Raw genomic sequence first — 24883 nt, 5'->3', positions numbered from 1 at the left:
ATGGTTATTGAAACGTATAATTTAACAAAGCAATTTGATGGGAAAGGAGGTTTCCAGAATATTTCTCTCTCCGTTAAGGAGGGAGAAGTGTTCAGTTTTTTGGGAAAGAATGGAGCAGGGAAAAGTACTTTTATTAGAACTCTTGTTGGAATACTTTATCCTACCTCTGGTAATGGATTAATTCTTGGAAGGCCTATAGGTGATGTTGAAGCTAGAAAGAAAATAGGATATTTACCTGAATTATTTCAATATCACAATTGGCTTACAGGATACGAGCTTTTATTCAATCACGGGCTTCTATACAAAATGAAAAAAAATGATATCAAAAAAAGAATAGAAGAAGTGCTTGAAATAGTTGGACTTAAAGGACATGAACATAAGAAAATAAAGCAGTATAGTAAGGGGATGAAGCAGAGAATTGGTTTAGGTTGCGCCATATTATCAGATCCAGAGCTTCTTTTTTTGGATGAACCAACAAGTGCACTAGATCCTGTTGGTAGAAAGCATGTTCGTGATATTATTTTAAAATTAAAGAATCAGCAAAAGACTATTTTTCTAAATACCCATTTATTAAGTGAAGTAGAATTGATTTCAGACAGAGTTGCTATTTTAGATAAAGGTAAAATAAAAAAAGTAGGAACTATTAATGAGCTTATGAATTCACCAGTACTTCTTTCAATAGGAAATTGCAATGAAAAAATAATCAATGAATTAAAAAGTTTTGATCCATATTTAGCAAAATTGGAAAATGAAATTGAAATGCATGTAGGAAATAATGAACTTCTTCCTAAAATTGCAGAATGTATAATAAAAAATAAAGGACTTTTATATATGATGAAGAGAAAGGAAAATGTACTTGAGGAATTATTTATCAAAACTGTAGGTGAGGAGGATGAAAGATGAGTACTATAATAAGGCTTACATTTCTTGAAATGAGAAAAAAGAAAATTTTATACCTCACTCTAATATTTACTGTAATATTTCTTGCTCTTTATGGGACTGCAGCAAAGTATGCCTATCAATCTTTTGAAGCAAATACGAGTGATGCTGTTATAAGGCTTACTTTTATAAATCAGTTTATATCTATGGGAATGTATGTGGCAGGATTTATAATATCTTTTCTATCTATTTTTTCAAGTGTTGGTGCAATTTCATCAGAAATTGAAAGCGGTACATACGATGCTGTTTTATCAAAGCCAATAGCTAGATATGAGATAGTATTGGGACGTTTTATTGGTATTTTATTGATGCTTATTCCTTATGTAACGTTTCTATATTTGAGCATTATAGGAGTGAATGTTTTCTTTGGAAAGGGCGTAGTTGTTAATTTCACTTTTCAAGCAATAGTAAAATCTTTATTAACACTGTATCTTTTGCCATTAGTATTAACTTCAATAGGAATATTTTTAAGCTGTTCTATGTCAACTATGGCATCAGGAGTTATAGTGGTTATCTTATATTTTTGTGCTATGATAGGTGGAATTTTAGAAAAAATGAGTTTCTTTATAACAGTTGAAACTGCAAAATCAGTTATGAGTAATATAGGAATTGCAACAAGTCTTATAATGCCATCAGATGTAATATATAGAAAGGTATCTTCACTTTTATTTACAACTAAATCAGGACTAAATCTTAATATGGAGAATATGGTAGGGGGAAATACTCAGCCAAGTTCTTTTATGATGGGGTATGTCATTCTCTATATTGTAGTTATGATTATTTTAGCTCTTAGAAAATTTCAAAAAAGAGATTTATAATATATGTCTGGAATTTTAATAATTTTTAAAGTTCCAGACAATTTTTTTTGTAGTTTTTTATATTATAATTATATTATAATTATGTTAGAATCATTGGTAATGAATAATTAATATTTGGTAATAAAAGGATTGAGATTATACATTATAACGAAATGAAGGTGATAAAATGCAGGAGAAAGTTTTAGTAGTAGATGATGAAAAGAACATTGTTAGTGCAATTTCATATGCTCTTCGTAGAGAAGGATACACTGTTGAAACAGCATATGATGGTGAAGAAGCAGTAAAAAAATTTAAAATTTTTCATCCACAAGTTATTATTCTAGATATAATGATGCCTAAAATGAATGGGTTTGAGGTTTGCAGAAAATTAGAAGACAAAGAGGATTTAGGCATTATTTTGCTAACTGCAAAGGAAGATATTGTGGATAAAGTATTAGGGTTGGAATTAGGGGCAGACGATTATATTACAAAACCTTTTGATATACGAGAATTATTAGCAAGGTTAAAATCTTTAATAAGAAGGCTGCAAAAAAATTCTTTTGAAGAGGAAAACAAAGAGATAAAAATTAAAGACTTAAAAGTAATTCTATCTCAAAGAAAAGTATTGGTTAATGAGAATATCTTAGAATTAACTCCAAAGGAGTTTGAGTTGTTAGCTGAACTGCTTTCTAATTTTGAAAGGGTATATACAAGAGGTGAATTATTGGATATAGTTTGGGGAATGGATTATCTTGGAGGGACTCGTACTGTAGATATCCATATTCAAAGATTAAGAAAAAAATTAGGACAAAACTATCAAAGTATAATACAAACAGTACATGGAGTAGGATATAAAGCTGTAGGAGAAATATATGAAGAGCAGTATTAAGGTTAAATCAGGAGTGTTTTTAGGAACATTATTATTATTTACAATAAGCATTTTAAGTATATTGGTACTCGAAGGTATTAAAAGAAATCAACAAAAACAGTATGAAGACTTTTTATTTCATCAGAGTAAAATAGCTAATATATATGTAAGACAAAGTTATCTTACCGAATCTATAGAGGATAAAAAGGAATTTCTAAATAAAAAAGGACAAGTATTAGCTAGTCAATTAAGTACGATGAGTGAAATGAATGTTATTTTATATGATATGTCAGGAAAAGAAATAGGAAATTCAGCTTTATTTCCTGATGAGATTAATATAAGTGATACATTAAATTATGCTTTGGAAAATAAAATTGCTTATCAAGTTGTAGGAGAATCTCTTGATTATTTAGCACCACTCAATGATTTGGATAAACAAATAGGTGTGGTTCAATTTCAATATTCATTAAAGGAAAGTATAAAATTTTATGAAGATATTAAAAATCTTTTTATTGGTACAGGAATAATTACTTTAATTTTAAGTTTTATAATAGGATATTTTTATTACAATATATTAGCAGAAGGAATTTTGAAGTTAAAAAAAGCTGTAGAAAAAATAAGAGACGGAAAATACAATGAAGCAGAAATCTTAAAAAGAAATGATGAGTTAGGTGAATTATCTAAAGGTATTTATTTTATGAGCAGTAAAATAGATCAAAATATTAAAGATATGGAAGAGGAACAAGAAAAACTAAGATTAGCTGTGGAAAAATTAAGACTTTTAGGAGAGCAGCAAAAAAACTTTATTGGAAATATTACTCATGAATTTAAAACTCCACTTACTGTTATTAAGGCATATATAGATTTAATTGATATGTATAGTGATGATCCTAATTTAATTGAAGAAGCAAAAGTAAATATAGGTAAAGAAACACAACGATTATATGATATGGTAGAGAAAATTTTGAGATTGGCTTCTTTAGAAAAATACGATTTTGAATTTAAAGCAGAAAAAATAGAAGTGAATCAGGTATTAAATGAAATTTGTAACAGAATGAAAGGAAAGGCTCAAAAGTTTGGATTAAGTTTGTATACTGAATTGAAGCCTGCAGCAATTCTTGTGGATAAAGAAAGTTTTATGCAGATTTTTATTAATCTATTAGATAATGCAATAAAATATAATAAACCTGAAGGAGAAATATTTGTAAAAAATTATATTGAAAATGAAGTAGTATGTATTGAAGTGAAAGATACTGGTGTTGGAATTCCAAAGGAAGCTGGAGAAAAGGTATTTGAACCTTTTTATAGAGTAGATAGAGATAGATCGCGACAAACAGGAGGAAATGGATTAGGTTTGGCTATTGTTAAAGAACTGGTTGAAAAGCAGCAGGGAAATATAAAGTTATTACACAGTGGAAAAAGTGGAACTTCTTTTTTAATTTCCTTTCCCCTGCTTAATACACAAAATGTATAGAAAGTTTACAATTTCGAAACAAATAGATATATTTCAGAAATATAAGTTTTGTATAATAACCTCATAAAAAGTGGGAGGGAACTTATTATGATAAAAAGAAAAATGATTTTAGGAATTATAGCTGTTATGTGTATTAGCTCATTTACTGCTTGTGGTTCTCAAAATAAAGAAGGACGTCAAGTAATTGAAAAATCAGATAAGACTATTGTAGTAAAGGCCAATAATAATGAGGATATTAGTGGTGAGGTTACCGTGGACAAAATAGAGAGCTTGGAAGGAATACGAGGAGAAGAGTGGATTGATGATAATAAAATATTATTTACAAAAGAAAATAAAGAGTTAAAACCTATTGATACAGGTATAGGAGTGCATAATATCAGAAATTTATATTCTTTTAATCTTCAATCTAAAGAAGAAAAGTGCCTTGTTGATAAATCACAAGATGTAGATTTTATAGGTATTTCACCAGATAAGAAGCATATTATGTATGTAAATATTTTTGAAAACAAGAAATTAGGTAATGAAATGGGGTATATCATTGATGTGAAAGGTAATAAAAAATTGCAAATACAAGAACCCTATGGGTCAGATATGATATGCACTAAGTGGATAGGTAATGAACAAGTTATTATGCCTTATAAAGCAAGTGGAGTTTATTTAGGGAATATAAATGGTAAATCATCTATTATTCAAGAAATTGAGAAATATAATCCAAAAGTGGAGTTTTGGGAAAATATGATATATTATGTTGTAAAAGTAGGAGATAAATTATATTATGTGACTTATGATAAAAAAATAGTTTCTTATGATATAAAGACAAAGGAAAAGAAAGTCATTAAAGAGAATGCTTTAGATTTTGAATTATCACCAAATAAAAATCAATTTGCTATTGTTAGAGAAGTTGAAAAAGATAAACATTCTTTAATTTTAACAGATTTAGAAGGAAAAAATGAAGTTGTAATAGTTGATGAAGGTAGAATATCTGACACAAGTTGGTCACCAGATCAGAAGAAAATTGCGTATTCAGTAGTGAAAGATAATGCTGTACAAAAAGAACAAGGAGTGTTTGTTACAGATATTGATACACAAAAAAGTTATCAAATATCAGTAGATTATAGAGTAAATGGAGACGGTATTAAGTGGAGTCCATCTGGTAAAAAAATGATTGTTAACAGAAATGAATCTAAAGATGGTAGTGATGAATGGATTGAGTCAGCATATATAATAACTTTGAAATAATATTTATTCAATTTGATTAAAGTAAACAATTTTATCACATAATATTATGTATACAATGGAAATTGAGGTGATATGTTATGAGTAAATTTGAATTTTATGATCGTTTTGAAGAATTAGAAGGTGAAAAAGGAATAAAAGCAGGAGATAAGAGAATAGAAAAATTAGTTGACAGTTCAGAAACATGTTTGGGTCATAGAATTGTAGAGGATAGAAACTATCATATATTTTATCTGAATTCATCAAGATTTGCATTGTACTATCATGGTGGCGGAGTAGATGCTATGTATAGTACTCCAAGTTTGGATGAAATGTTAGATTATGTTAATAGTTTATAAGAATAGTTTTTAATCTTAAAATTCCAGGTTTATATTGTCGTATAAATTAAGACATTAAGTTAAAAATAACTATAGATTTGGAGGTGCTTAAGTTGAAAAAACTATTATATATCACAGTTAACTCAAAACCGGAAGAAATGTCTACCAGTAAGACCGTAGGAAGAAAATTTGTAAATCACTTCCTTGCTAAAAATACAGATTATGTTGTAGAAGAACTTGATCTTTATAATGAAGATATACCTGAGGTGAATCATAAATTATTCAAAAATAGAGCAGAGACTGTTTCAGGGGCTGAATATGATGCTTTATCAGAAGAGGATAAAAGAGCAGTAGATAGAATCAATGTACTATGTGATCAGTTTCTAAGTGCAGATACCTATGTGGTTGCTGCACCAATGTGGAGTGTAAGCTTTCCTGCAAGGCTTAAAAGATATGTAGATTGTATCGTACTTAATAATAAGGTAATTAAGATATCTCAAGAAGAGGTAACAGGACTTCTGAATGATAAAGAAAGAGATATGGTTTATGTTCAATCTTCAGGTGGGGTTTATCCAAAGCTTTTTAGTGGTAACTTTAATCATGGAGTTGATTATTTTCATGACATATTCAAGTTTTTGGGCATAAGTAAGTTTGAAAAAATACTTGTTCAGGGTGTAGACATGGAGGATGTTGGTAAAGATGAAGCTATCAGTAGAGCATATGATGATATTGATAAGGTAGTTGAAAAACTTTCTAGAGAACCGTTGTTACAAATATAAATTAATAGAGCCAAAGTATAAAATATAAAGAATAAAACTTCCTAAGAATTTTAGAATAAAAATTCTTAGGAAGTTTTTGCTATTTTTAATCAGTGGGAATTAACAATTCTACATTTTTTTCTTTAAAGGAAGTTTCAAAAGGTTTAGGTGGAAGTTTATCTGTAATCAAAGCATCTATTTCTTCTAATTGGCAGTATGTCATTAAGGAGGTAATGTCAAATTTTGAACTGTCAGCTAAAATGATTACTTCATCACTTTTTTCTACAACTGTCTTCTTTATTTGATATTCAATAGATGATGAATTAGTAACACCTTTTGAAATAGAAATCCCAGTAGTAGCCATGAAAGCTTTGCAAATATTATAATTTCTTAAAAAATTCACAGCTTCAATTCCTATGAGTGAATTAGTTTGTCTAAATAATGTTCCTCCTGGTGATAATACGTTAAGATTAGGATACATTAGAGAACTGATCAAAACGTTGAGATTATTAGTTATTATAGTTAAGTTTTTTTTATCTGCTAAAAAAGGTACCATATGCATAGTGGTTGTACCAGAATCAATAAAAATTATATCTCCATCATTTACTAAGTTACTAGCAATTTCAGCAATGATTTGTTTTTCAGACTTATTTTTAATTTCTCTTTCTGCAAATGGAACGGTGTCTTTTTTAGCTTTATTTTTTATGGTAACTCCTCCATATACTTTTTTTATGCTACCTTTTTTCTCAAGTTCTGAAATATCTCTTCTTATAGTATTTTTTGAAACATCAAAAACGGAACATAATGTATTTAGTGAAACATTTTCATGCTGTATTATATAATTTTCAATTTCTTGTATTCTATGAGATTTCAATTTTTATCCTCCCAAGTTTTTAATTTATGTTTTAAAATACATCAAAATATAAACGTCAAATTTTATATTATACTAAATATTATATAAGAGAGACTTGAAAATTACAAGTTAAATACAAAAATATAATCAAAAGATAACCAAAATGTAATCAATATATAAATAAAAACTAAACCAAATTTTAGAAAAAATAATAAAAGATATAAAAAATGATTGACAAAGGCAAAAAACGGAGGTAGAATTTAATCAAACAACGAAAACAAGTACACAAAACTTACTCAAAACATGATAAAGTTTTGGGAGATTATTAATATATGGGGGGATGCCTAGTGGCACACAAATTTTTAATTCCGAAAAATATAATCTCTGGTAAAGGAGCTATACAAGAAGCTGGAACTTATATAAAAGAATTGGGTACAAGAGCTTTGATTGTAACGGACAACATCATGGTCAACATTGGAAATGTATCTAAAGTAACAAATGTATTAGATAATGTTGGAGTAAAATATGAAATTTATAGTGATGTTAATTGCGAACCAACAGATACAATAGTTGAGAGAGGAATAGAATTATATAAAAATAATAAATGTGATTTTTTAATTGGAATAGGTGGAGGAAGCCCAATTGATGCAATGAAAGCAATTGGTGCAATGATTACAAATCCAGGACATATCACTGATTATATGGGCAAAGTTATCAAGAATCCTACACCACCACTTGTTGCAGTACCTACTACTGCGGGAACTGGTTCAGAAGCGACACAGTTTACAATAATATCAGACACAAAAAATAATGTGAAAATGTTATTAAAAGGACCTATCTTAATTCCTATATTAGCTGTAATTGATGCAGAATTAACAATGACAGCACCACCTAATGTAACTGCTGCAACAGGAATTGATGCATTAACTCATGCAGTTGAATCATACACGTCTAGAGTTGCACAACCATTATCAGATACATTTGCATTATCCGCTATAAAACGTATTTTTAACAATTTAAGAAAAGCATATAATGATGGAAAAGATTTTGAAGCTAGAAATGAATTAGCACTTGGAGCACTAGAAGCAGGAATAGCTTTTAATAATTCATCAGTTACACTTATTCACGGTATGAGCAGACCTATAGGGGCATTATTCCATGTTCCACATGGACTAGCAAATGCAATGCTTTTTGTTGAATGTTTGAATTTTGCAGTTGAAGGAGCACCAGAACGTTTTGCAAATATTGCAAAAACAATAGGGATTTATAAGAATAATATGTCTGATATAGAGGCGGCTAAAGAGCTAGTGTCAGAAATAAAAAAAATATGTTATGATATAAATATACCTAATCTGGAAGAATACGGCATAGAACGTGCAGAATTTTTCGAAAATATAGACAAAATGTCAGAAGATGCATTGGCTAGTGGCAGTCCTGCTAATACCATAAAACAACCTGAAAAACAAGATATTGCAAATATCTATAAAAAAATATGGGGTTAGAAGGTGAAATGTATGTCATTAGTAAGTATGAAAGAACTTTTGAAAAAAGCAGATAAATCAGATTATGGGATAGGTGCATTCAGTATTGCAAATATGGAAATGATTATGGGGACAGTTAAAGCTGCTGAACAATTAAATTTCCCAATAATATTACAAATTGCAGAAGTTCGTTTAAAGCATTCTCCACTTAATTTGATTGGTCCTGTAATGATTGAAGCAGCTAAAAATGCAAAAGTACCAGTAGCTGTTCACTTAGATCATGGGGTAAGTATTGAAACTATAAAACAAGCACTAGATTTAGGGTTTACTTCAGTAATGTTTGATGGTTCTCATTTACCACTAGATGAAAATATAGAAAAAACAAATAAAGTATTAGAATTAGCTAAAAAGTATGATGCTTGTGTAGAAGCTGAAATAGGCAGAGTTGGAGGAAGTGAAGATGGTTCTGAAGACATTAATATGTTAATTACAAGAGTGGAAGATGCAGAACGCTTTTATGAAGAAACTAAAGTTGATGCCTTAGCAGTAGCGATAGGAAATGCACATGGAGTTTATAAAGAAACGCCAAATTTACAGTTTGAAAGACTAAAAGAAATTAACAATGCAGTAGAGATTCCGTTAGTATTACATGGAGGATCTGGTATTAAACCAGAGGAATTTAAAAAATGTATAAAATACGGAATAAAAAAGATTAACATTGCTACATCTACACTTAACAATGTAGTTACAAGAGTGGATGAATTGTTAGAAAATTCTCATTCTGTAGATTATTTTACTTATCACAATAAGGTGATTGAAGCCGCTTATGAAAATGTAAAAAACCATATAAATATTTTTAAAAGCTATAAGTAATAGTAAATGGCGAAGGAGGCAATTAAGATGATTAATATGAATTTTGATAATACAAAAAAGATGGACATAATTTGTATTGGAAGAGTAGCTATAGATTTTAACCCAAATGATATTTACAAACCATTAGAAGAAAGTAGAACATTTACAAAATATGTAGGAGGATCTCCTGCTAATATAGCTACAGGAATGGCTAGATTAGGAAAAAAAGTAGGCTTTATTGGAATGGTTTCTGATGACCAATTTGGACGTTTTGTAACACAATATTTTGAAAAACATGGTATAGATACTTCTAATATTGTTACAGCTAAGAATGGTGAATCATTAGGCTTGACATTTACTGAAATTTTAAGCCCTACTGAAAGCACAATATTAATGTATAGAAATGGTATTGCAGATTTGAACTTATCACCTGAAGATATAAATGAAGAATATATAAAAAATGCAAAAGCAATCGTTGTATCAGGTACAGCATTATCTGCAAGTCCTTCAAGAGAAGCTTGTTTTATGGCAATAGAATATGCTAAAAAGCATGGTACAGTAGTAATTTTTGATGTGGATTATAGAGAGTATACATGGAAATCAAAAGAAGAGATTGCTATTTACTATTCAATGGCATGTAAAATGAGTGACATGGTAATGGGTTCAAGAGAAGAATTCGATTTAATGGAAAGATTAATAAAACCAGAAGGAAGCACTGACAGAGAAACAGCAGATAGATGGATAGGATATGGAAACAAGATAGTTGTTATTAAACATGGTAAAGAAGGATCAACAGCATATATAGAAGATGGTCAAGCATTTAAAATTAAACCATTCCCAGTAAAACTATTAAAATCTTTTGGAGGCGGAGATGCTTATGCTTCAGCATTTATTTATGGATTAATGGAAGGATGGGAAATAATTGATGCTCTAGAATTTGGTAGTGCATCAGCAGCAATGTTAGTTGCAAGCCATAACTGTTCAGATGCTATGCCGACTGTAAATGAGGTAAAAGAATTTATCTGTAAGAAAAAAGAAGAATATGGTGAAATGGTAGCTAGAGGCTAAACTATAGCTACTGGAATAAAGGGGGAACAACAGGTGATTGAAAGATTTGGTGAATTAAAAGAAGGATATAATACTTTAACACAAATAGATAGTAAACACAGCAATATGATGATGGATATTGGTATATATAAAATGAAATCAGCACAAGAAGAAGTATGTTTTGATTCTGAAAAGGAAAGTGCTTTTTTATTAGTAGATGGTGAAGTGACATTAGAATGGCAAGGAAATAAAAAGACAATGAAAAGAAATTCAGTCTTTGATGAAAACCCTTGGTGCTTACATATCCCTAAAAATGTAGAAGTAAAGATTACATCAATTTCGGAAGCAGAAGTCTTGATTCAAAAAACAGATAATGAAAAAGAATTTGAATGCAAGTTATATTCACCAGAAGACTGCAGAAGTGACATATTTGGAGAAGGAGTTTGGAATGATACTGCTAGAAGAGTAGTTCGTACAGTTTTTGATTACTCAAATGCACCTTATTCAAATTTAGTAATGGGAGAAGTCATCAACTTCCCTGGAAAGTGGTCAAGTTATATACCACATCACCACCCACAGCCAGAAGTATATTATTACAAATTTAATAAACCACAAGGATTCGGATGTTCAATAATAGGTGATAATGTATACAAGATTACGAATAACAGTATATCAGCAATTCCGGGAGGACTTGTTCATCCTCAAATAGCAGCTCCAGGTTATGCTATGTACTACTGCTGGATGATAAGACACTTAGACAACAATCCTTGGACGGATAGAATAAATTTAGATGAGCATAAATGGTTATTAGATCCTGATGCTAAAATATGGCCAGATAAATAGAAAAATGGAGGGGAGAAAGGTGAAAACAATAAGATTGACTACAGCACAAGCGTTGGTAAGATTTCTGAATCAACAATATGTTGAATTTGATAGGAAACAAGAAAAGTTTGTAAAGGGTATATTCACCATTTTTGGTCATGGTAACGTTGTAGGTTTAGGACAAGCTTTAGAAGAAAATCCCGGTGATTTAGAAGTATATAAAGGTTGTAATGAGCAGGGAATGACTCAAGCAGCGGTTGCTTTTGCAAAACAAAAACACAGAAAACAAATTTGTGCATGTACTTCATCGGTTGGCCCTGGAGCAGCAAACATGGTAACAGCAGCTGCAACAGCGTCTGCCAATAACATTCCAGTTCTATTGTTGCCAGGCGATACTTTTGCAACAAGACAACCAGATCCAGTTTTACAACAAATTGAGCAGTATCACGATTTATCAATAACTACTAATGATGCTTTGAGAGCAGTTAGTAAGTATTGGGATAGGATTAATAGACCTGAACAGCTTATGAGTGCAATGATAAATGCAATGAGAGTATTAACAGACCCAGCTAACACTGGAGCTGTAACCATTGCTCTTCCTCAGGATGTACAAGGAGAAGCGTATGATTTTCCAGAATATTTTTTCAGAAAACGTATTCATAAAATAGAAAGAAGACCAGCATCTCAAGAAGCTATTGATGATGCGGTTGAACTAATAAAAGGAAAGAAGAAACCAATAATTATCTGTGGTGGAGGAGTAAGATATTCAGAAGCAGCAGAAGCATTAAAGGATTTTGCAGAGAGATTCAATATACCATTTGGAGAAACTCAAGCAGGAAAAAGTGCAGTAGAATGGAATCATTCACTAAACTTAGGTGGTATAGGAGTTACTGGTAATTTAGCTGCAAATCTTATAGCAAAAGATGCAGATTTAGTTATAGGAGTAGGTACAAGATTTACTGACTTCACAACAGCATCAAAGGGATTATTTCAAAATCCAGATGTAGATTTCTTAACTATCAATGTATCAGAATTTCATGCTTATAAGCTTGATGCTGTAAAGGTGGTAGCAGATGCTAAGGTTGCATTAAATAATATAAAAGAAAGTTTGGAAAAAACAGGATACATATCGGCGTATACTAATGAGATAAAAGATGTTAAAGAAAAATGGGAAAAAGAATTAGAGAGATTAGTGAATATACAATATAAAGAAAAAGGATTTAAACCTGAAATAGCTGGTCATCTTGATGAAGTTTTAGATGAATTTTATAAGGATACAGGATCTTGCTTAACTCAAACAAGAGTATTAGGAGAATTAAATAAATTAATAGATGATAATTCAATAGTAGTTGGAGCAGCAGGAAGTTTGCCAGGAGACTTACAAAGAATATGGTGTCCTAAGAAACCAAACACATATCATATGGAATATGGTTATTCATGTATGGGATATGAAGTTGCAGGTGCTCTAGGTGTTAAATTAGCGCTTCCAGATAGAGAAGTTTATGCAATGGTTGGAGATGGAAGTTACCTAATGCTTCATTCTGAATTAGTGACAAGTGTACAAGAAGGAAAGAAGATAAATATAGTATTATTTGATAACTCTAGTTTTGGATGCATAAACAATTTACAGATGGGTAATGGAATGGGCAGTTTTGGAACAGAATTGAGATATAGAAATGAGAAAACTGGAAAGTTAGATGGAAAATTGATGCATATAGATTTTGCAAAGAGTGCAGAAGGATATGGTGTTAAAACGTATACAGTAAAAAATATAGAAGAATTAATACAAGCTGTAGAGGATTCTAAAAAACAAACTGTTTCAACATTAATTGATATAAAAATATTACCTAAGACAATGACAAATGGATATGAATCATGGTGGCATGTTGGAGTGGCAGAAGTATCACAAAATGAAAAAATACAAAATGCTTATGAAAACAAGGAAATTAATTTAGAAAAAGCTAGAAAATATTAATAATAAGTATTTAAAAATAAATTTTTATGAGGGGTGGCAATTTTATGATTAAATTAGGAATTATTGGAGCAGGAAGAATAGGAAAAGTTCATGCAGAAAGTATAAATAAATATGTTGTTGATGCTGAAGTTAAATCTATAGCAGACCCATTTATGAATGAAGAAATTTCAAAGTGGGCAGAAAATATGGGAATTAAAAATACCTATAAAGATTACAAAGAAATATTAAATGATACTGAAATTGATGCTGTACTTGTATGTTCTTCAACAGATACCCACTCACAAATTTCAATTGAAGCCGCAAGAGCAGGAAAACATATATTCTGTGAAAAACCAATTGACCATGATGTTGAAAAAATTAAAGAAGTTTTAAGAGAAGTTGAAAAAGCAGGAGTTAAATATCAAGTAGGATTTAATAGAAGATTTGACCATAATTTTAGAGCTATAAAAGAAACTGTTCAATCTGGAAAGATAGGAGCTCCACATATAATAAAAGTTACATCAAGAGATCCAGAAGCTCCTCCAATAGATTATGTAAGGGTTTCCGGTGGAATGTTCCTTGACATGACAATTCATGATTTTGATATGATAAGATTCTTATCTGGCAGCGAAGTAGAAGAAGTTTATGCAATGGGTAATGTACTAGTGGATCCTGCTATAGGAGAAGCTGGTGATATAGATACTGCAATAGTTACATTAAAATTAGCTAATGGTGCTTTAGGGGTTATAGATAATAGTAGACAAGCTGCTTATGGATATGACCAAAGAGCTGAGGTGTTTGGTTCAAAAGGTTCAGTTGCAGTAACAAATGATACAGGTTCAAGAGCTGTAATTAGTACTCAAGAAGGTGTGGCTGCAGAAAAACCATTACATTTCTTCTTAGAAAGATATATGCAGGCTTATGCTGAAGAAATTAAAGAATTTATTGCTGCAGTTGTAAACGATACAGAAGTCCCTGTAAATGCTTTAGATGGATTAAAACCAGTATTAATTGGATTGGCAGCTAAAAAGTCAATACAGGAAGGTAGACCAGTAAAAATTTCTGAAATTGAAATGTAAAATAAAATCTAAGAATATAAGGGGAGAGATATAAAATGTTTAAAAAAGATGCTGTTAAATTAGGAATAGCTCCAATTGCTTGGACTAACGATGATATGCCTGAATTAGGAAGCGAAAATACTTTTGAACAATGTGTAAGTGAGATGGCTCTTGCAGGGTTTACAGGCAGCGAAGTTGGTAATAAATATCCAAGAGATACTAAAGTTTTAAAGAAAGCTTTAGAACTTAGAGGAATGGAAATAGCAAGTGCATGGTTTAGTGCTTTCTTAACAACTAAGCCTTTACAAGAAACAGTAAATGCATTTATAGAACATAGAGATTTCTTAAATGAAATGGGAGCTAAAGTAATAGTAGTATCAGAACAAGGCCTTAGTATTCAAGGAATGATGGACACACCTATATTCAATGAAAAACCAATATTTACTGATGAACAATGGGAAAAATTAGCTAAAGGATTAAATAAATTAGGTGAATTAGCACAAGAAAAAGACATGAAGGTTGTGTATCACCACCATATGGGAACAGGAGTACAAACAACAGCAGAAATAGATAAACTTATGGAAATGACAGATTCTAACTTAGTATACTTGCTATATGATACTGGTCACTTAGTATTTTCAGGTGAAGATGCAATAGCAGTATTAAAGAAATATGTAAACAGAATCAAACATGTACACTTAAAAGATGTAAGAACAGATGTTATTGAAAAGGTAAAAGAAGAAAATATGAGTTTCTTACAAGCTGTAAAAGCTGGTGCATTTACAGTTCCAGGAGATGGAAATATAGATTTTGAACCTATATTCAATATATTAGCAGAAAACAATTATGAAGGATATCTTCTAGTTGAAGCAGAACAAGATCCTGCAAAAGCAAATCCACTTGAATATGCTATAAAAGCTAGAAATTATATCAAATCGAAAACACAATTATAATAAAAATTATATTGAAAAATATACAAAACAATTTGATATTACTTCTTGTAAACATGCAAATTGAATAGCTAAACAGAAAATAAAACTTCTTAAGAATTTTAGAATAAAAGTTCTTGAGAAGTTTTTTTGTTTTAGTAATAATTAACCTTCACTCTTGACTGTCTTCTTTCATTTTCAACTATAACATATATAATGTGTGAAATATTAGAGATATATGATAAAATGAAGGGAATATTTTGCTGATTATTTTACCTTTTTACCTTTATAGTTTATTCATGCAAATTAATAAGAGGATTAAATTGGCGATAAATATTAAACTAAATAAGAAAGGGTAAATTTAATGAATGAAACAATGATAATACTTATTTTTGGTATTGTAAGTTATATGTTTATGGGATATTTATTTACATATTTATATAAAGATAGTGGTTTAAAATATTTATTAGAATTAAGTTTTATATGGTATTGTTGCTCATGTATTTTTCTTATAGATGCTATAAATGAAGCAATATTAATACATACAAAAGAGTTATTAATAAATGATATATTAACTTATCTATGCTGTTTTTTATTATTAAAAGCAATGTATACTTTTATAAAAACTAAGCTACCCAATGTACATAAATATATACTAATTTTTTATATAATTAACATATTAATATTTTTTATAATGGGTATGATTTTATTTGAAAAGCAAATATACGGATCATGTATTTTTGCTAGTATCGTTAGCTCAGGTTTATTGATTATTTTTTGCAATTGGAAGCTAAAAGAATCGAGAAAATATACTATTGGAAATATATATATATTTGTGGGGAGTTTATCTCATGCAATTTCAATGGTAAAACAATCCGATACTATATGGGATATATGGACTTTTGTTTCTATAATTTCAATTTTGGTAATAGGGATAGGCGTGATTTTATGTCATTACGAGAAAGTGAAAAGTGAATTAAAATATTATGCTTATCATGATTCTTTAACAGGATTTTTTAATAAAAAAACATTTGTAAACAAACTGAATGAAGAATTGAAGAAAGCTAGAAAATACAATAGAAAATGTGCACTATTTTGTATTGATTTTGATAATTTCAAACTTGTTAATGATACATTAGGACATGCCTATGGAGATGAATTTTTGAAAAGTATTAGTAAAGAATTGAAGCGATGTGTTAACAAAGATGATATTATATCAAGATTTGGTGGAGATGAATTTAATATATTACAAAAGAATATTAAAGGTATTGATGAAGTAAGAGAACTTGTAAATAAAATATTAGAGAAATTCAAAAATCCAGTGGTTGTTGATGATTATGCGTTTGACGTTACTGCAAGTATAGGCATTATTATATATCCTGATGATGCTTGCAGCTCAGATGAACTTTTAAAAAAGGCAGATATAGCAATGTACAAAGCTAAAAGTAATGGAAAAAATCAATATAAATTTTTTAAGAGCTATATGAATGAAGAACTAAAGCGTAAGATGCATATACAAAAAAAATTAAAGGAAGCTGTTGAAAATAATTCCTTTAGCGTTTACTATCAACCACAAATAAATACGAGAACAGCCAATATTAGTGGGATAGAGGCCTTAGTAAGATGGATAAACCCAGAAGAAGGAATAATTTCACCTAATGAATTTATTCCATTAGCAGAAGAAAATGGTCTTATATTACCAATAAGTGAGTTTGTATTGAGGACTGCTTGTAATAAAAGTAAGCAATGGAATACTTCAAGAAGCTCCAAACTATCTATTTCAGTAAATGTATCTGTAATTCAATTAAATCAGAAAGATTTTGTTGATATTGTTAAAAAAATAATAGAGGAAACAGGGGTAGATCCCCAATATCTTATACTTGAAATTACGGAGAATATACTTATAAAATCTTTAGAATGTAACATAAGAAAATTAGAGAAATTACGAAAACTAGGAGTTAAAATTGCATTAGATGATTTTGGAAAAGGATATTCTTCCTTGAGTTATATTATGGATTTACCTATAGATATATTGAAAATTGATAAATGTTTTGTTGATGATATTGTAAAAAATTCAAAAAAACAATATATAATTCATACAATTATATCATTGGCTCAAAAAATAAACGTTAAAGTTGTAGCTGAAGGGGTTGAAATTAAAGAACAATATGATATTTTGATGAAACAAAATTGTGATAAAATCCAAGGATATTATTTTAGCAAACCTCTATCAGAGGAAGCTTTTGAGGAATTATATGTTTTGAGTGAAAATGAAAAAATAAGAACCGCTCCCTAATTTTTTATATTGACATTTAAAAATTAAAGGAATATAATATGTAGTATAAAATAACTCTTTAAACAATAGAAATTACAATGTTTAGAGTTGCGCTTAACATTATTGGGGGTATACAAATGAAAAAGAATAAGAAAGGAATAATAGTAGTATTAGTTTCAGCAGTATTATTAGTAGTTCTTAACTACTTTTTATTGTTACCTTTGAATTTTAAATTCTTAGGAACATCACTTACTGTAACATTATTTGTAGTAATTAATTGTGTAGTTTTAAATGTACTATCACTAATTTCACAAAGTAAAACGGAAGGTAAAAAATCAAAAACAGGTTTTATAATTGCAGGAGTATTAGTACTTGCTATTATTGCATATGGAGTAATAAATTCATCTATGTTTAGAGCTGATGAATATAGAAATTTAATAGGAAATGTTGAACAAAAAGAATTTACAAATGATATACACACAGTTGATTTAACACAGCTTCCTATAGTTGACAAAAAGCTTGCAGAAAATTTAGGAGATAAGAAGTTAGGAACGTACGTAGGGCTTGGAAGTCAGGTTACTTTGGGAGAGTTTACTAAGCAAAATGTAAATGGACAACTTTATTGGGTATCTCCTCTACTTCACAGTGGATTTTTTAAATGGATGAATAATAAAGAAGGAACAACAGGATATATTATGGTAAATGCTACTAATACTAAGGATGTAAAATTAGTAGATAAATTAAATGGTAAGCCACTCAAAATAAAGTATCAGCCAAATGCCTATTTTAGTACAGATTTAAAAAGACATGTATATATGAAGGCAGAAAGAACAGCAGGACTTACGGATTTTAGTTTTGAATTAGATGATACTGGTAAACCTTATTGGGTTATTACAAAGTATATAAATTCAATAGGTTTTTCAGGAGAAAAGATACTTGGAGTTATAGTTGTTGATGCTCAAAGTGGAGAAATTAAAGAATATGATACAAATAATATACCTTCTTGGGTAGATAGAGTAGCACCAGATTTTGTTATAAGAGATAGAATTGACTGGTGGGGAGAACTTGTTCATGGATTCTTCAATTTCAGTAAAAAGGACATGCTTACTTCAACAAAAGGAATGAACATGGTATACAATAACGGAGAATGTTATTACTATACAGGAATAACATCTGTTGGATCAGATGAAGCTATAGTAGGATTTATTCTTACAAATACAAAAACAATGAATTCAACTTTTTACAAAGTTTCAGGTTCTACAGAAATAGCAGGAATGCAGTCAGCAGAAGGTAAAGTACAGAATCTTCAATATAAGGCTACCTTCCCTATATTAATAAATGTTGAAAATATCCCTACTTATTTCATGAGTTTAAAGGACAAAAAGGGATTAATTAAGCAGTATGCAATGGTCAGCGTGGAAGATTACAGCATAGTTGGAGTTGGAGAAACAATAAAAGATGCAAAATCAAATTATGTTAAGACCTTGAAAAATAAAGGTAATATAACATTAAAGTTTACAGGAGAACAGAAAAAACTGCAGGGAACAATAATGAGAATAGGATCATTCAATATAGAAGGCACGACTTATTATAATTTTATAATAAAAGAAAAACCTGATACTATATTTACAGCATCTGCAGCTATTTCATCACAACTGCCTTTAACAAGAGAGGGAGATAATGTTTCATTCTCATATAACGAAACAGAAAGCAGCAGTATAGATGTACTTGAATTTAATAATATAAATATTAAGGGAAGTAAGTAATATATAAATTAATCAAAATAACCCATCTTAAGAATTTTGGAATGAAAATTCTTAAGATGGGTTTTGTTATTATTGAGCTAGTAGTATCACTTGTTTTTGAGTTTTTTCTTCTATTTCTTCATTTATAAATCCATTTTTAGCCATTCTAGAAAGAACTACTTTTTGTCTTTTCTTAGCTCTTTCAAAATGTTTCTTTGGATTATATGCACTAGGAGCTTGAGGTAATCCAGCTAACATTGCACATTCTTCTAGTGAAAGTTCCCAAACGTTTTTATCAAAATATTCTTGGCTTGCATTTTGAATTCCATAAGCACCTGAACCATAATAAATAACATTTAAATACATTTCTAAAATCTCTTCTTTTGAATATTTCTGCTCCAACTTAATTGCTAAAATTAATTCTTTTATTTTTCTATTAAGTTTCTTTTCATTTGATAAAAATAGATTTTTGGCTAATTGTTGAGTGATTGTACTTCCACCTGCTTTAAATTTACCTTCTTTTATGTCTATAATTATAGATCTACCGATGGCTATTATATCAAAGCCAGGATGATTGAAAAATCTTTTATCTTCAACAGCTACTACAGCATTTTTTAAGTCTCGAGGAATGTTATCTATTTTTGTGTAGTTAGGTATATTAGCTGAAATCTGTTTTAGTAAGTCTTTATCTATAAAATATTTATTATTACTATTAACTTGATAAGCAAAACAGTTTGTCACAATAAGAAGAGTTATTGATATTAATAAAAAAGTTATTGTTTTTTTCATCCTGTGTTCACCTCTTTTAAAATTTTATTTATCTTTAACTTTATTCTATATTTAAATCAAAACACAAGCCATTGAATTACATTACAATTAAGGGGTCTAAACTTACAATTTTGTAATGTTATAATTTAGCTTAAAACTTTTATTTCAATATAAACTTTTTTATAGATATAATATTCTTATATATAGAAAGTACAGGTGGAAAGTTTATTTAGATTTGAGAGGTGATATTTTGGAGGTAATATTAAGCGGAAAAGATGTAAGAAAAATTTATAAGATGGGGGAGGTAGAGGTAAGAGCATTAGATGGAGTGGATTTTGAAATCTACAAAGGCGAGTTTGTAGTAGTTCTAGGACCAAGTGGTTCTGGTAAAAGTACTTTGTTAAATATGATAGGTGGAATGGACAAAATATCCTCAGGAGAGCTTTATTATAAAGATAGACAGCTTCATAAAATAAATGAACGAGGATTAACTAAGTATAGAAGAGAAGCAGTAGGTTTTATATTTCAGTTTTATAATCTTATGCCTAACCTTAATGCTGAAGAAAATGTACGATTAGCTGCTGAAATATCAAAGGAGCCGCTGGACCCAAGACAGGTACTAAAAGATGTAGGACTTGATGATAGAGCAGACCACTTTCCAGCTCAGATGTCAGGAGGTCAGCAGCAGAGAGTAGCTATTGCAAGAGCTCTTGCTAAAAATCCCGATATACTTCTATGTGATGAGCCCACAGGAGCTTTAGATGGGAAAACTGGAATGTTAGTACTTAAACTTTTAAGAGACTTTAACCAAAAATACAATAAAACAGTAATAATAATAACTCATAATTCCGATATATCAAAAATTGCCGATAGGGTATTCTATATTAAAGATGGCAAATTAGTAGATGTTAAAGTAAATGAAAATCCTCTTTCTCCTGAGGAGGTAAATTGGTAATGCTGTTTTTAAAAATGTTAAGAGATATTAAAGAGAATAAGGCTTCTTATATAGCTTGCATAATAGTTGTTATGACAGGACTTTTGGTATTTACGTGTATGTCTATGGTAAGTAATAATCTTAATACTGCTAAAGAAAGATTTTATAAGAATGCTAATTTTGCACATGGATTTATATCTGTTAAGAACCTACCGTATTCTCAAGTAGACGACTTATCAAAAATAAATGGCATAAAACAAATAGAAGGAAGAGTTATAAAAGATGTAAGAGTTTATACGGAGGACAGTAATAAAAATATATATTTGAGATTGATATCAATAGATTTGAGTAAGGATTTTCATCTTAATTCTCCTATATTAATGGAGGGAAACAATTTAAAAAATAATTCAAATAATATTTTAGTAGACACTAATTTTTTAAAAGCAAATAATTTAAAAATTGGAGATAAAATAAACCTAATTATAGAAGGGAAGAAAATAGAATTTACCATAAGTGGAACGGAAATGAGTCCAGATTTTGTTTATGCCATGAAAAGTGGACAAGATTTATTTCCAAACCCAGAAGCTTTTGGTATAGCTTATATTCCTTATGATGTGATACAGTCTTATTTAAAAGAAAAAAATAGTGTAAATGATATATCTTTTACTTTAGAAGATGATGTTGAATATGAAAATGTAGAAGATGACATTAAGGCACAGCTTGAAAAGTATTCTCTTATGGCAATGTATCCAAGAAAAGACCAACCAAGTAATTTGATGCTTACACAAGAACTTTCCGGGCTTGAAGGTATGGCTAAATCTCTTCCAATTATGTTTCTTGGAATTGCTGGATTTATTTTATATATAATGCTTAAAAGAACTATAGAACAGCAAAGGGGACAAATAGGAATACTAAAATCTTTTGGTTACAGCAGTGGAGAAGTATTATATCATTATATGTCTTATGCTGTTTTTGTAGGAATAATAGGAGGAGCTTTAGGTGGAATTTCAGGAATAGTTTTAGCTCAGCCCATGACAGAAATGTATAAAGCTTATTTCAGTATACCCAACCTTACTAGTTCCTTTTCATTTTACTATATGCTTCTTGGAATAATAATAGCATTAGTAACAAGTCTTATAGCAGGTTTTCAAGGAAGTAAAAAAGTGTTAAAACTTCATCCAGCAGAAGCTATGAGAGCTGAGACACCTAAGGAAGCAAATAAAACTATTGCTGAAAGAATAAAACTCTTTTGGAACAGCTTAAATGGACAAGGTAAAATGGCAGTAAGAAATATATTTAGAAATAAAGGTAGAAGTCTATTTACACTAGTAGGAGTAATGTTTGCTTTTAGTCTTATGTGTACTTATTTTAATGCTTTTAGCTTATTTGATGTAATGTTTAATGACCAATACGAGAAAGTCCAAATTTATGATTGTAAATTGAGTTTTGAAACACCAATAAGTAGTGATAGTGCGCTAAGAGATATTCAACACAGAAAAGAAGTGAAATTGGTAGAACCTATGCTTAAGATACCATCAAAGCTTACAAATCAGTGGCATGAGAAAGATGTACCTATAATAGGACTTACAAAAGGAAGTCAGCTTTATAATATTTTAGATAAGAATAACAATAAAATAAAATTACCAGATTCAGGAGTAGTTTTATCGGAAAGAGCAGCAGAACTTTTAGATGCAAAAGTAGGGACAGTTCTTCAATTTGAAAGTCCTTTATTGGGAGATGAGAAGAAAAAAATTTATGTAGCTAAGATAGTTCCGCAGTATCTAGGAATGAGTGGTTATATGAATATAGATGCTCTTTCAGAACTCATAGGAAATGAAGAAATGGCAACATCTATGATGTTAAAGATAGAAGATGGAGATATTAAAAATTTTAAGGAACATTACAATAAATCTTCTGTGATAACAGGAATAGAAGTAAAAGCAGAGTTAGTAAAGAAAATAAATGAACTAATGCAGTCGTCAAAAGCTATGATATGGAGTTTTTTGATATTTTCTATAATAATAGGCTTTATAATAATATACACTTCAAGTGTCATATCCTTTTCAGAAAGAGAAAGAGAACTAGCATCTCTAAGAGTTCTTGGATTTACTGAAAAAGAAGTTTTAGAAGTATTGTCTGTAGAACAATTTTTTATAAGTATATTTTCAGTTCTATTAGGAATTCCCGTTACAAAAGGTATGATGAGTGCATTAGCAAAGTCCTTTAGTAATGATTTATACACAATGCCCTCTATAATAAAATTTGAGGCCATAGCTGCAGGGATTATAGGAACAGTAATATCATTATTTATAGCAAAAGCTGCTTTAAACAGAAAAATAAATAAACTAAATCTTGTTGATGTATTAAAGGAAAGAGAATAAAGGAGGGATAAGTGTTGAAAAAAGGAGTAAAGATAGCATTTTGGATTTTGGTTATTATGGGGCTTGCTGCAGGATTTATCTACAATTACTCTAAAGGAATAAAAGTAAATACCTATACAGTGAAGAAAAGAAATTATTCACAGTCTTTTAAAGAGAGCGGAGAAGTTACAGCAGATCAAACAAATACAGTATATGCTTTAACAAATGGTAAAATTATTTTAGTTAATGTTAAAGAAGGAGATAAAATAAAAAAAGGAAGCTTAATAGGTAAGATTGATACTAAGGGATTGGATTATCAAATAAGACAGCTTCAAGCTCAAATAAAAAGTTTAGATGCGCAAAAGCTTCAAACTGATATAAAGCCTTATGAGGCTCAGATAGAAGGATTTAATCTTCAAATAGAAAATCTTAAGAGACAACTTGAGGATGCAAATAAAGAATTAGAAAGAGTAAAGGAACTTTATGACCATGAAATTGTGAGTGAAATTGAGTATGAAAAGGCTCAGCAAAATATAGAAAATATAGAAAACATGATACTTCAGCAGCAGAATAATATTGAAGTTCTAAAAGAACAAAATCAGCCTACTAAAGGTACCGATGAATATTATGAAGCTATGAAGGAATCTGTAAGAGCACAAATTCAATCATTAAATTATGAAAAGAGTAGAGGTAATATATATGCATCTATGAGCGGAATAGTTAAAAGTGTAAATGTAAAGACGGGAACAGTTATAACAGCAGGAACACCAGTAGTTGAAATATTTAGTCCAGAAAAATATAAAGTAGAAACCTATGTATTAACAAAAGATATACACAATATAAATGTAGGTACAAATGTTGAATGTATATTGAAAACAAGAGAAAAAGACTTAGTTTTCAAGGGGAGTGTAGAAAAAATATCATCAACAGCTGTAGATAAAGTTTCATCTTTAGGTTTAGAGGAGCAAAGAATAAAACTCACTATAAACCCAGAATTTAAAGATGTCACAGTAAGATCAGGATATAATCTTGATATAAAATTTACTACTTATAAAAAGGATAATAGCATATTCATAACTAAATCTTCTATATTCCCTTATAAAGATGGAAAAGCAGTATGGGTAGTGAGAGAGTCAAAAGCATATATACAACCTGTAAAGATAGGAGTAGAAGATAATAAAGATGTAATTATAGAAAGTGGCTTAAAAGAAGGAGATACGGTTATTCTTGATTATAATATAAAAGGTCTTAAAGAAGGAAAGAAAGTTTATTAATATCAACATTTTATATAAAATGAAATGGTTACTTATTTTAATAGTAAATTCAAAAGAAGCCGGAAGGCTTCTTTTTTTAGTAAAAATTTATTTTTAATATGAACTTTTTTATAGATATAATACTCTTATATATGGAAAGAGG

The 24883-nt window shown here is 29.6% G+C and carries 21 protein-coding genes; 19 read left to right on the top strand and 2 right to left on the bottom strand.

What is annotated here, in order from left to right:
- From OXH55_RS02185 to OXH55_RS02155, 7 genes are all read left to right on the top strand, one after another.
- A complete protein-coding gene (locus OXH55_RS02185; protein WP_268047828.1) occupies positions 1–903 on the top strand; it encodes an ABC transporter ATP-binding protein in 903 nt (300 codons plus the stop codon).
- On the top strand, positions 900–1757 hold the full coding sequence (locus tag OXH55_RS02180; RefSeq protein ID WP_268047826.1) for an ABC transporter permease: 858 nt from the start codon (positions 900–902) through the stop codon (positions 1755–1757). Before OXH55_RS02185 ends, OXH55_RS02180 begins: the two co-directional genes overlap by 4 nt.
- 166 nt (positions 1758–1923) lie before the next feature.
- Complete coding sequence (locus OXH55_RS02175; protein WP_268047825.1) at positions 1924–2625, top strand: response regulator transcription factor; 702 nt, start codon at positions 1924–1926, stop codon at positions 2623–2625.
- On the top strand, positions 2609–4078 hold the full coding sequence (locus OXH55_RS02170) for a sensor histidine kinase (protein WP_268047823.1): 1470 nt from the start codon (positions 2609–2611) through the stop codon (positions 4076–4078). Before OXH55_RS02175 ends, OXH55_RS02170 begins: the two co-directional genes overlap by 17 nt.
- An 87-nt stretch (positions 4079–4165) precedes the next feature.
- Entirely contained in the window at positions 4166–5317 is a 1152-nt protein-coding gene (locus OXH55_RS02165; protein WP_268047821.1) for a hypothetical protein, read from the top strand.
- A 77-nt stretch (positions 5318–5394) separates the two neighbouring features.
- Positions 5395–5652 (top strand): hypothetical protein, encoded by a 258-nt coding sequence (locus OXH55_RS02160; RefSeq protein ID WP_268047820.1) that lies wholly within the window; start codon positions 5395–5397, stop codon positions 5650–5652.
- Between the two features lie 92 nt (positions 5653–5744).
- Positions 5745–6410 (top strand): FMN-dependent NADH-azoreductase, encoded by a 666-nt coding sequence (locus tag OXH55_RS02155; RefSeq protein ID WP_268047818.1) that lies wholly within the window; start codon positions 5745–5747, stop codon positions 6408–6410.
- Between the two features lie 85 nt (positions 6411–6495).
- Here OXH55_RS02155 and OXH55_RS02150 read toward each other — a convergent pair whose 3' ends face one another.
- Positions 6496–7263, bottom strand: coding sequence for a DeoR/GlpR family DNA-binding transcription regulator (locus OXH55_RS02150; protein ID WP_268047816.1), 768 nt, complete (start codon positions 7261–7263; stop codon positions 6496–6498).
- 326 nt (positions 7264–7589) lie between these two features.
- On the opposite strand from OXH55_RS02150, the gene OXH55_RS02145 reads away from it, so the two are divergent.
- The 9 genes from OXH55_RS02145 to OXH55_RS02105 all read left to right on the top strand — a co-directional run bounded on the left by OXH55_RS02145 (position 7590) and on the right by OXH55_RS02105 (position 19426).
- The gene (locus tag OXH55_RS02145; RefSeq protein ID WP_268047814.1) at positions 7590–8744 is read left to right on the top strand and encodes an iron-containing alcohol dehydrogenase; all 1155 of its coding nucleotides are present in this window, start codon (positions 7590–7592) and stop codon (positions 8742–8744) included.
- Between the two features lie 12 nt (positions 8745–8756).
- Positions 8757–9596, top strand: a complete 840-nt coding sequence (locus OXH55_RS02140) for a class II fructose-bisphosphate aldolase (protein ID WP_268047812.1) — start codon at positions 8757–8759, stop codon at positions 9594–9596.
- A 27-nt stretch (positions 9597–9623) separates the two neighbouring features.
- Positions 9624–10643, top strand: a complete 1020-nt coding sequence (gene iolC, locus OXH55_RS02135) for a 5-dehydro-2-deoxygluconokinase (protein ID WP_268047810.1) — start codon at positions 9624–9626, stop codon at positions 10641–10643.
- A 33-nt stretch (positions 10644–10676) separates the two neighbouring features.
- Positions 10677–11465, top strand: a complete 789-nt coding sequence (locus tag OXH55_RS02130) for a 5-deoxy-glucuronate isomerase (RefSeq protein WP_268047809.1) — start codon at positions 10677–10679, stop codon at positions 11463–11465.
- Positions 11466–11484: 19 nt separating this feature from the next.
- On the top strand, positions 11485–13419 hold the full coding sequence (iolD, locus tag OXH55_RS02125; protein ID WP_268047808.1) for a 3D-(3,5/4)-trihydroxycyclohexane-1,2-dione acylhydrolase (decyclizing): 1935 nt from the start codon (positions 11485–11487) through the stop codon (positions 13417–13419).
- Between the two features lie 44 nt (positions 13420–13463).
- Positions 13464–14477 (top strand): inositol 2-dehydrogenase, encoded by a 1014-nt coding sequence (iolG, locus tag OXH55_RS02120; RefSeq protein ID WP_268047806.1) that lies wholly within the window; start codon positions 13464–13466, stop codon positions 14475–14477.
- Positions 14478–14512: 35 nt separating this feature from the next.
- Entirely contained in the window at positions 14513–15409 is an 897-nt protein-coding gene (gene iolE / locus OXH55_RS02115; RefSeq protein ID WP_268047804.1) for a myo-inosose-2 dehydratase, read from the top strand.
- A gap of 340 nt (positions 15410–15749) precedes the next feature.
- Complete coding sequence (locus OXH55_RS02110; RefSeq protein WP_268047803.1) at positions 15750–17681, top strand: putative bifunctional diguanylate cyclase/phosphodiesterase; 1932 nt, start codon at positions 15750–15752, stop codon at positions 17679–17681.
- A 116-nt stretch (positions 17682–17797) separates the two neighbouring features.
- Complete coding sequence (locus OXH55_RS02105; protein ID WP_268047801.1) at positions 17798–19426, top strand: cell shape-determining protein; 1629 nt, start codon at positions 17798–17800, stop codon at positions 19424–19426.
- 69 nt (positions 19427–19495) lie between these two features.
- Here OXH55_RS02105 and OXH55_RS02100 read toward each other — a convergent pair whose 3' ends face one another.
- Positions 19496–20194 (bottom strand): transglycosylase domain-containing protein, encoded by a 699-nt coding sequence (locus OXH55_RS02100; RefSeq protein WP_268047799.1) that lies wholly within the window; start codon positions 20192–20194, stop codon positions 19496–19498.
- 229 nt (positions 20195–20423) lie between these two features.
- On the opposite strand from OXH55_RS02100, the gene OXH55_RS02095 reads away from it, so the two are divergent.
- From OXH55_RS02095 to OXH55_RS02085, 3 genes are read left to right on the top strand one after another with little or no spacing between them, the layout of a single operon-like run.
- A complete protein-coding gene (locus OXH55_RS02095) occupies positions 20424–21128 on the top strand; it encodes an ABC transporter ATP-binding protein (protein WP_272508918.1) in 705 nt (234 codons plus the stop codon).
- The gene (locus OXH55_RS02090; RefSeq protein ID WP_268047797.1) at positions 21128–23488 is read left to right on the top strand and encodes an ABC transporter permease; all 2361 of its coding nucleotides are present in this window, start codon (positions 21128–21130) and stop codon (positions 23486–23488) included. Before OXH55_RS02095 ends, OXH55_RS02090 begins: the two co-directional genes overlap by 1 nt.
- A gap of 14 nt (positions 23489–23502) precedes the next feature.
- Positions 23503–24741, top strand: coding sequence for an efflux RND transporter periplasmic adaptor subunit (locus OXH55_RS02085; protein ID WP_268047796.1), 1239 nt, complete (start codon positions 23503–23505; stop codon positions 24739–24741).
- Positions 24742–24883: the final 142 nt, after the last annotated feature.

Origin of the sequence: Clostridium ganghwense (genome assembly GCF_026735165.1) — a bacterium.
GTDB lineage: Bacteria > Bacillota > Clostridia > Clostridiales > Clostridiaceae > Clostridium_H > Clostridium_H ganghwense.
The sequence above is the reverse complement of the archived record's forward strand: the minus strand, read 5'-3'. Positions and strand labels throughout refer to the sequence as shown.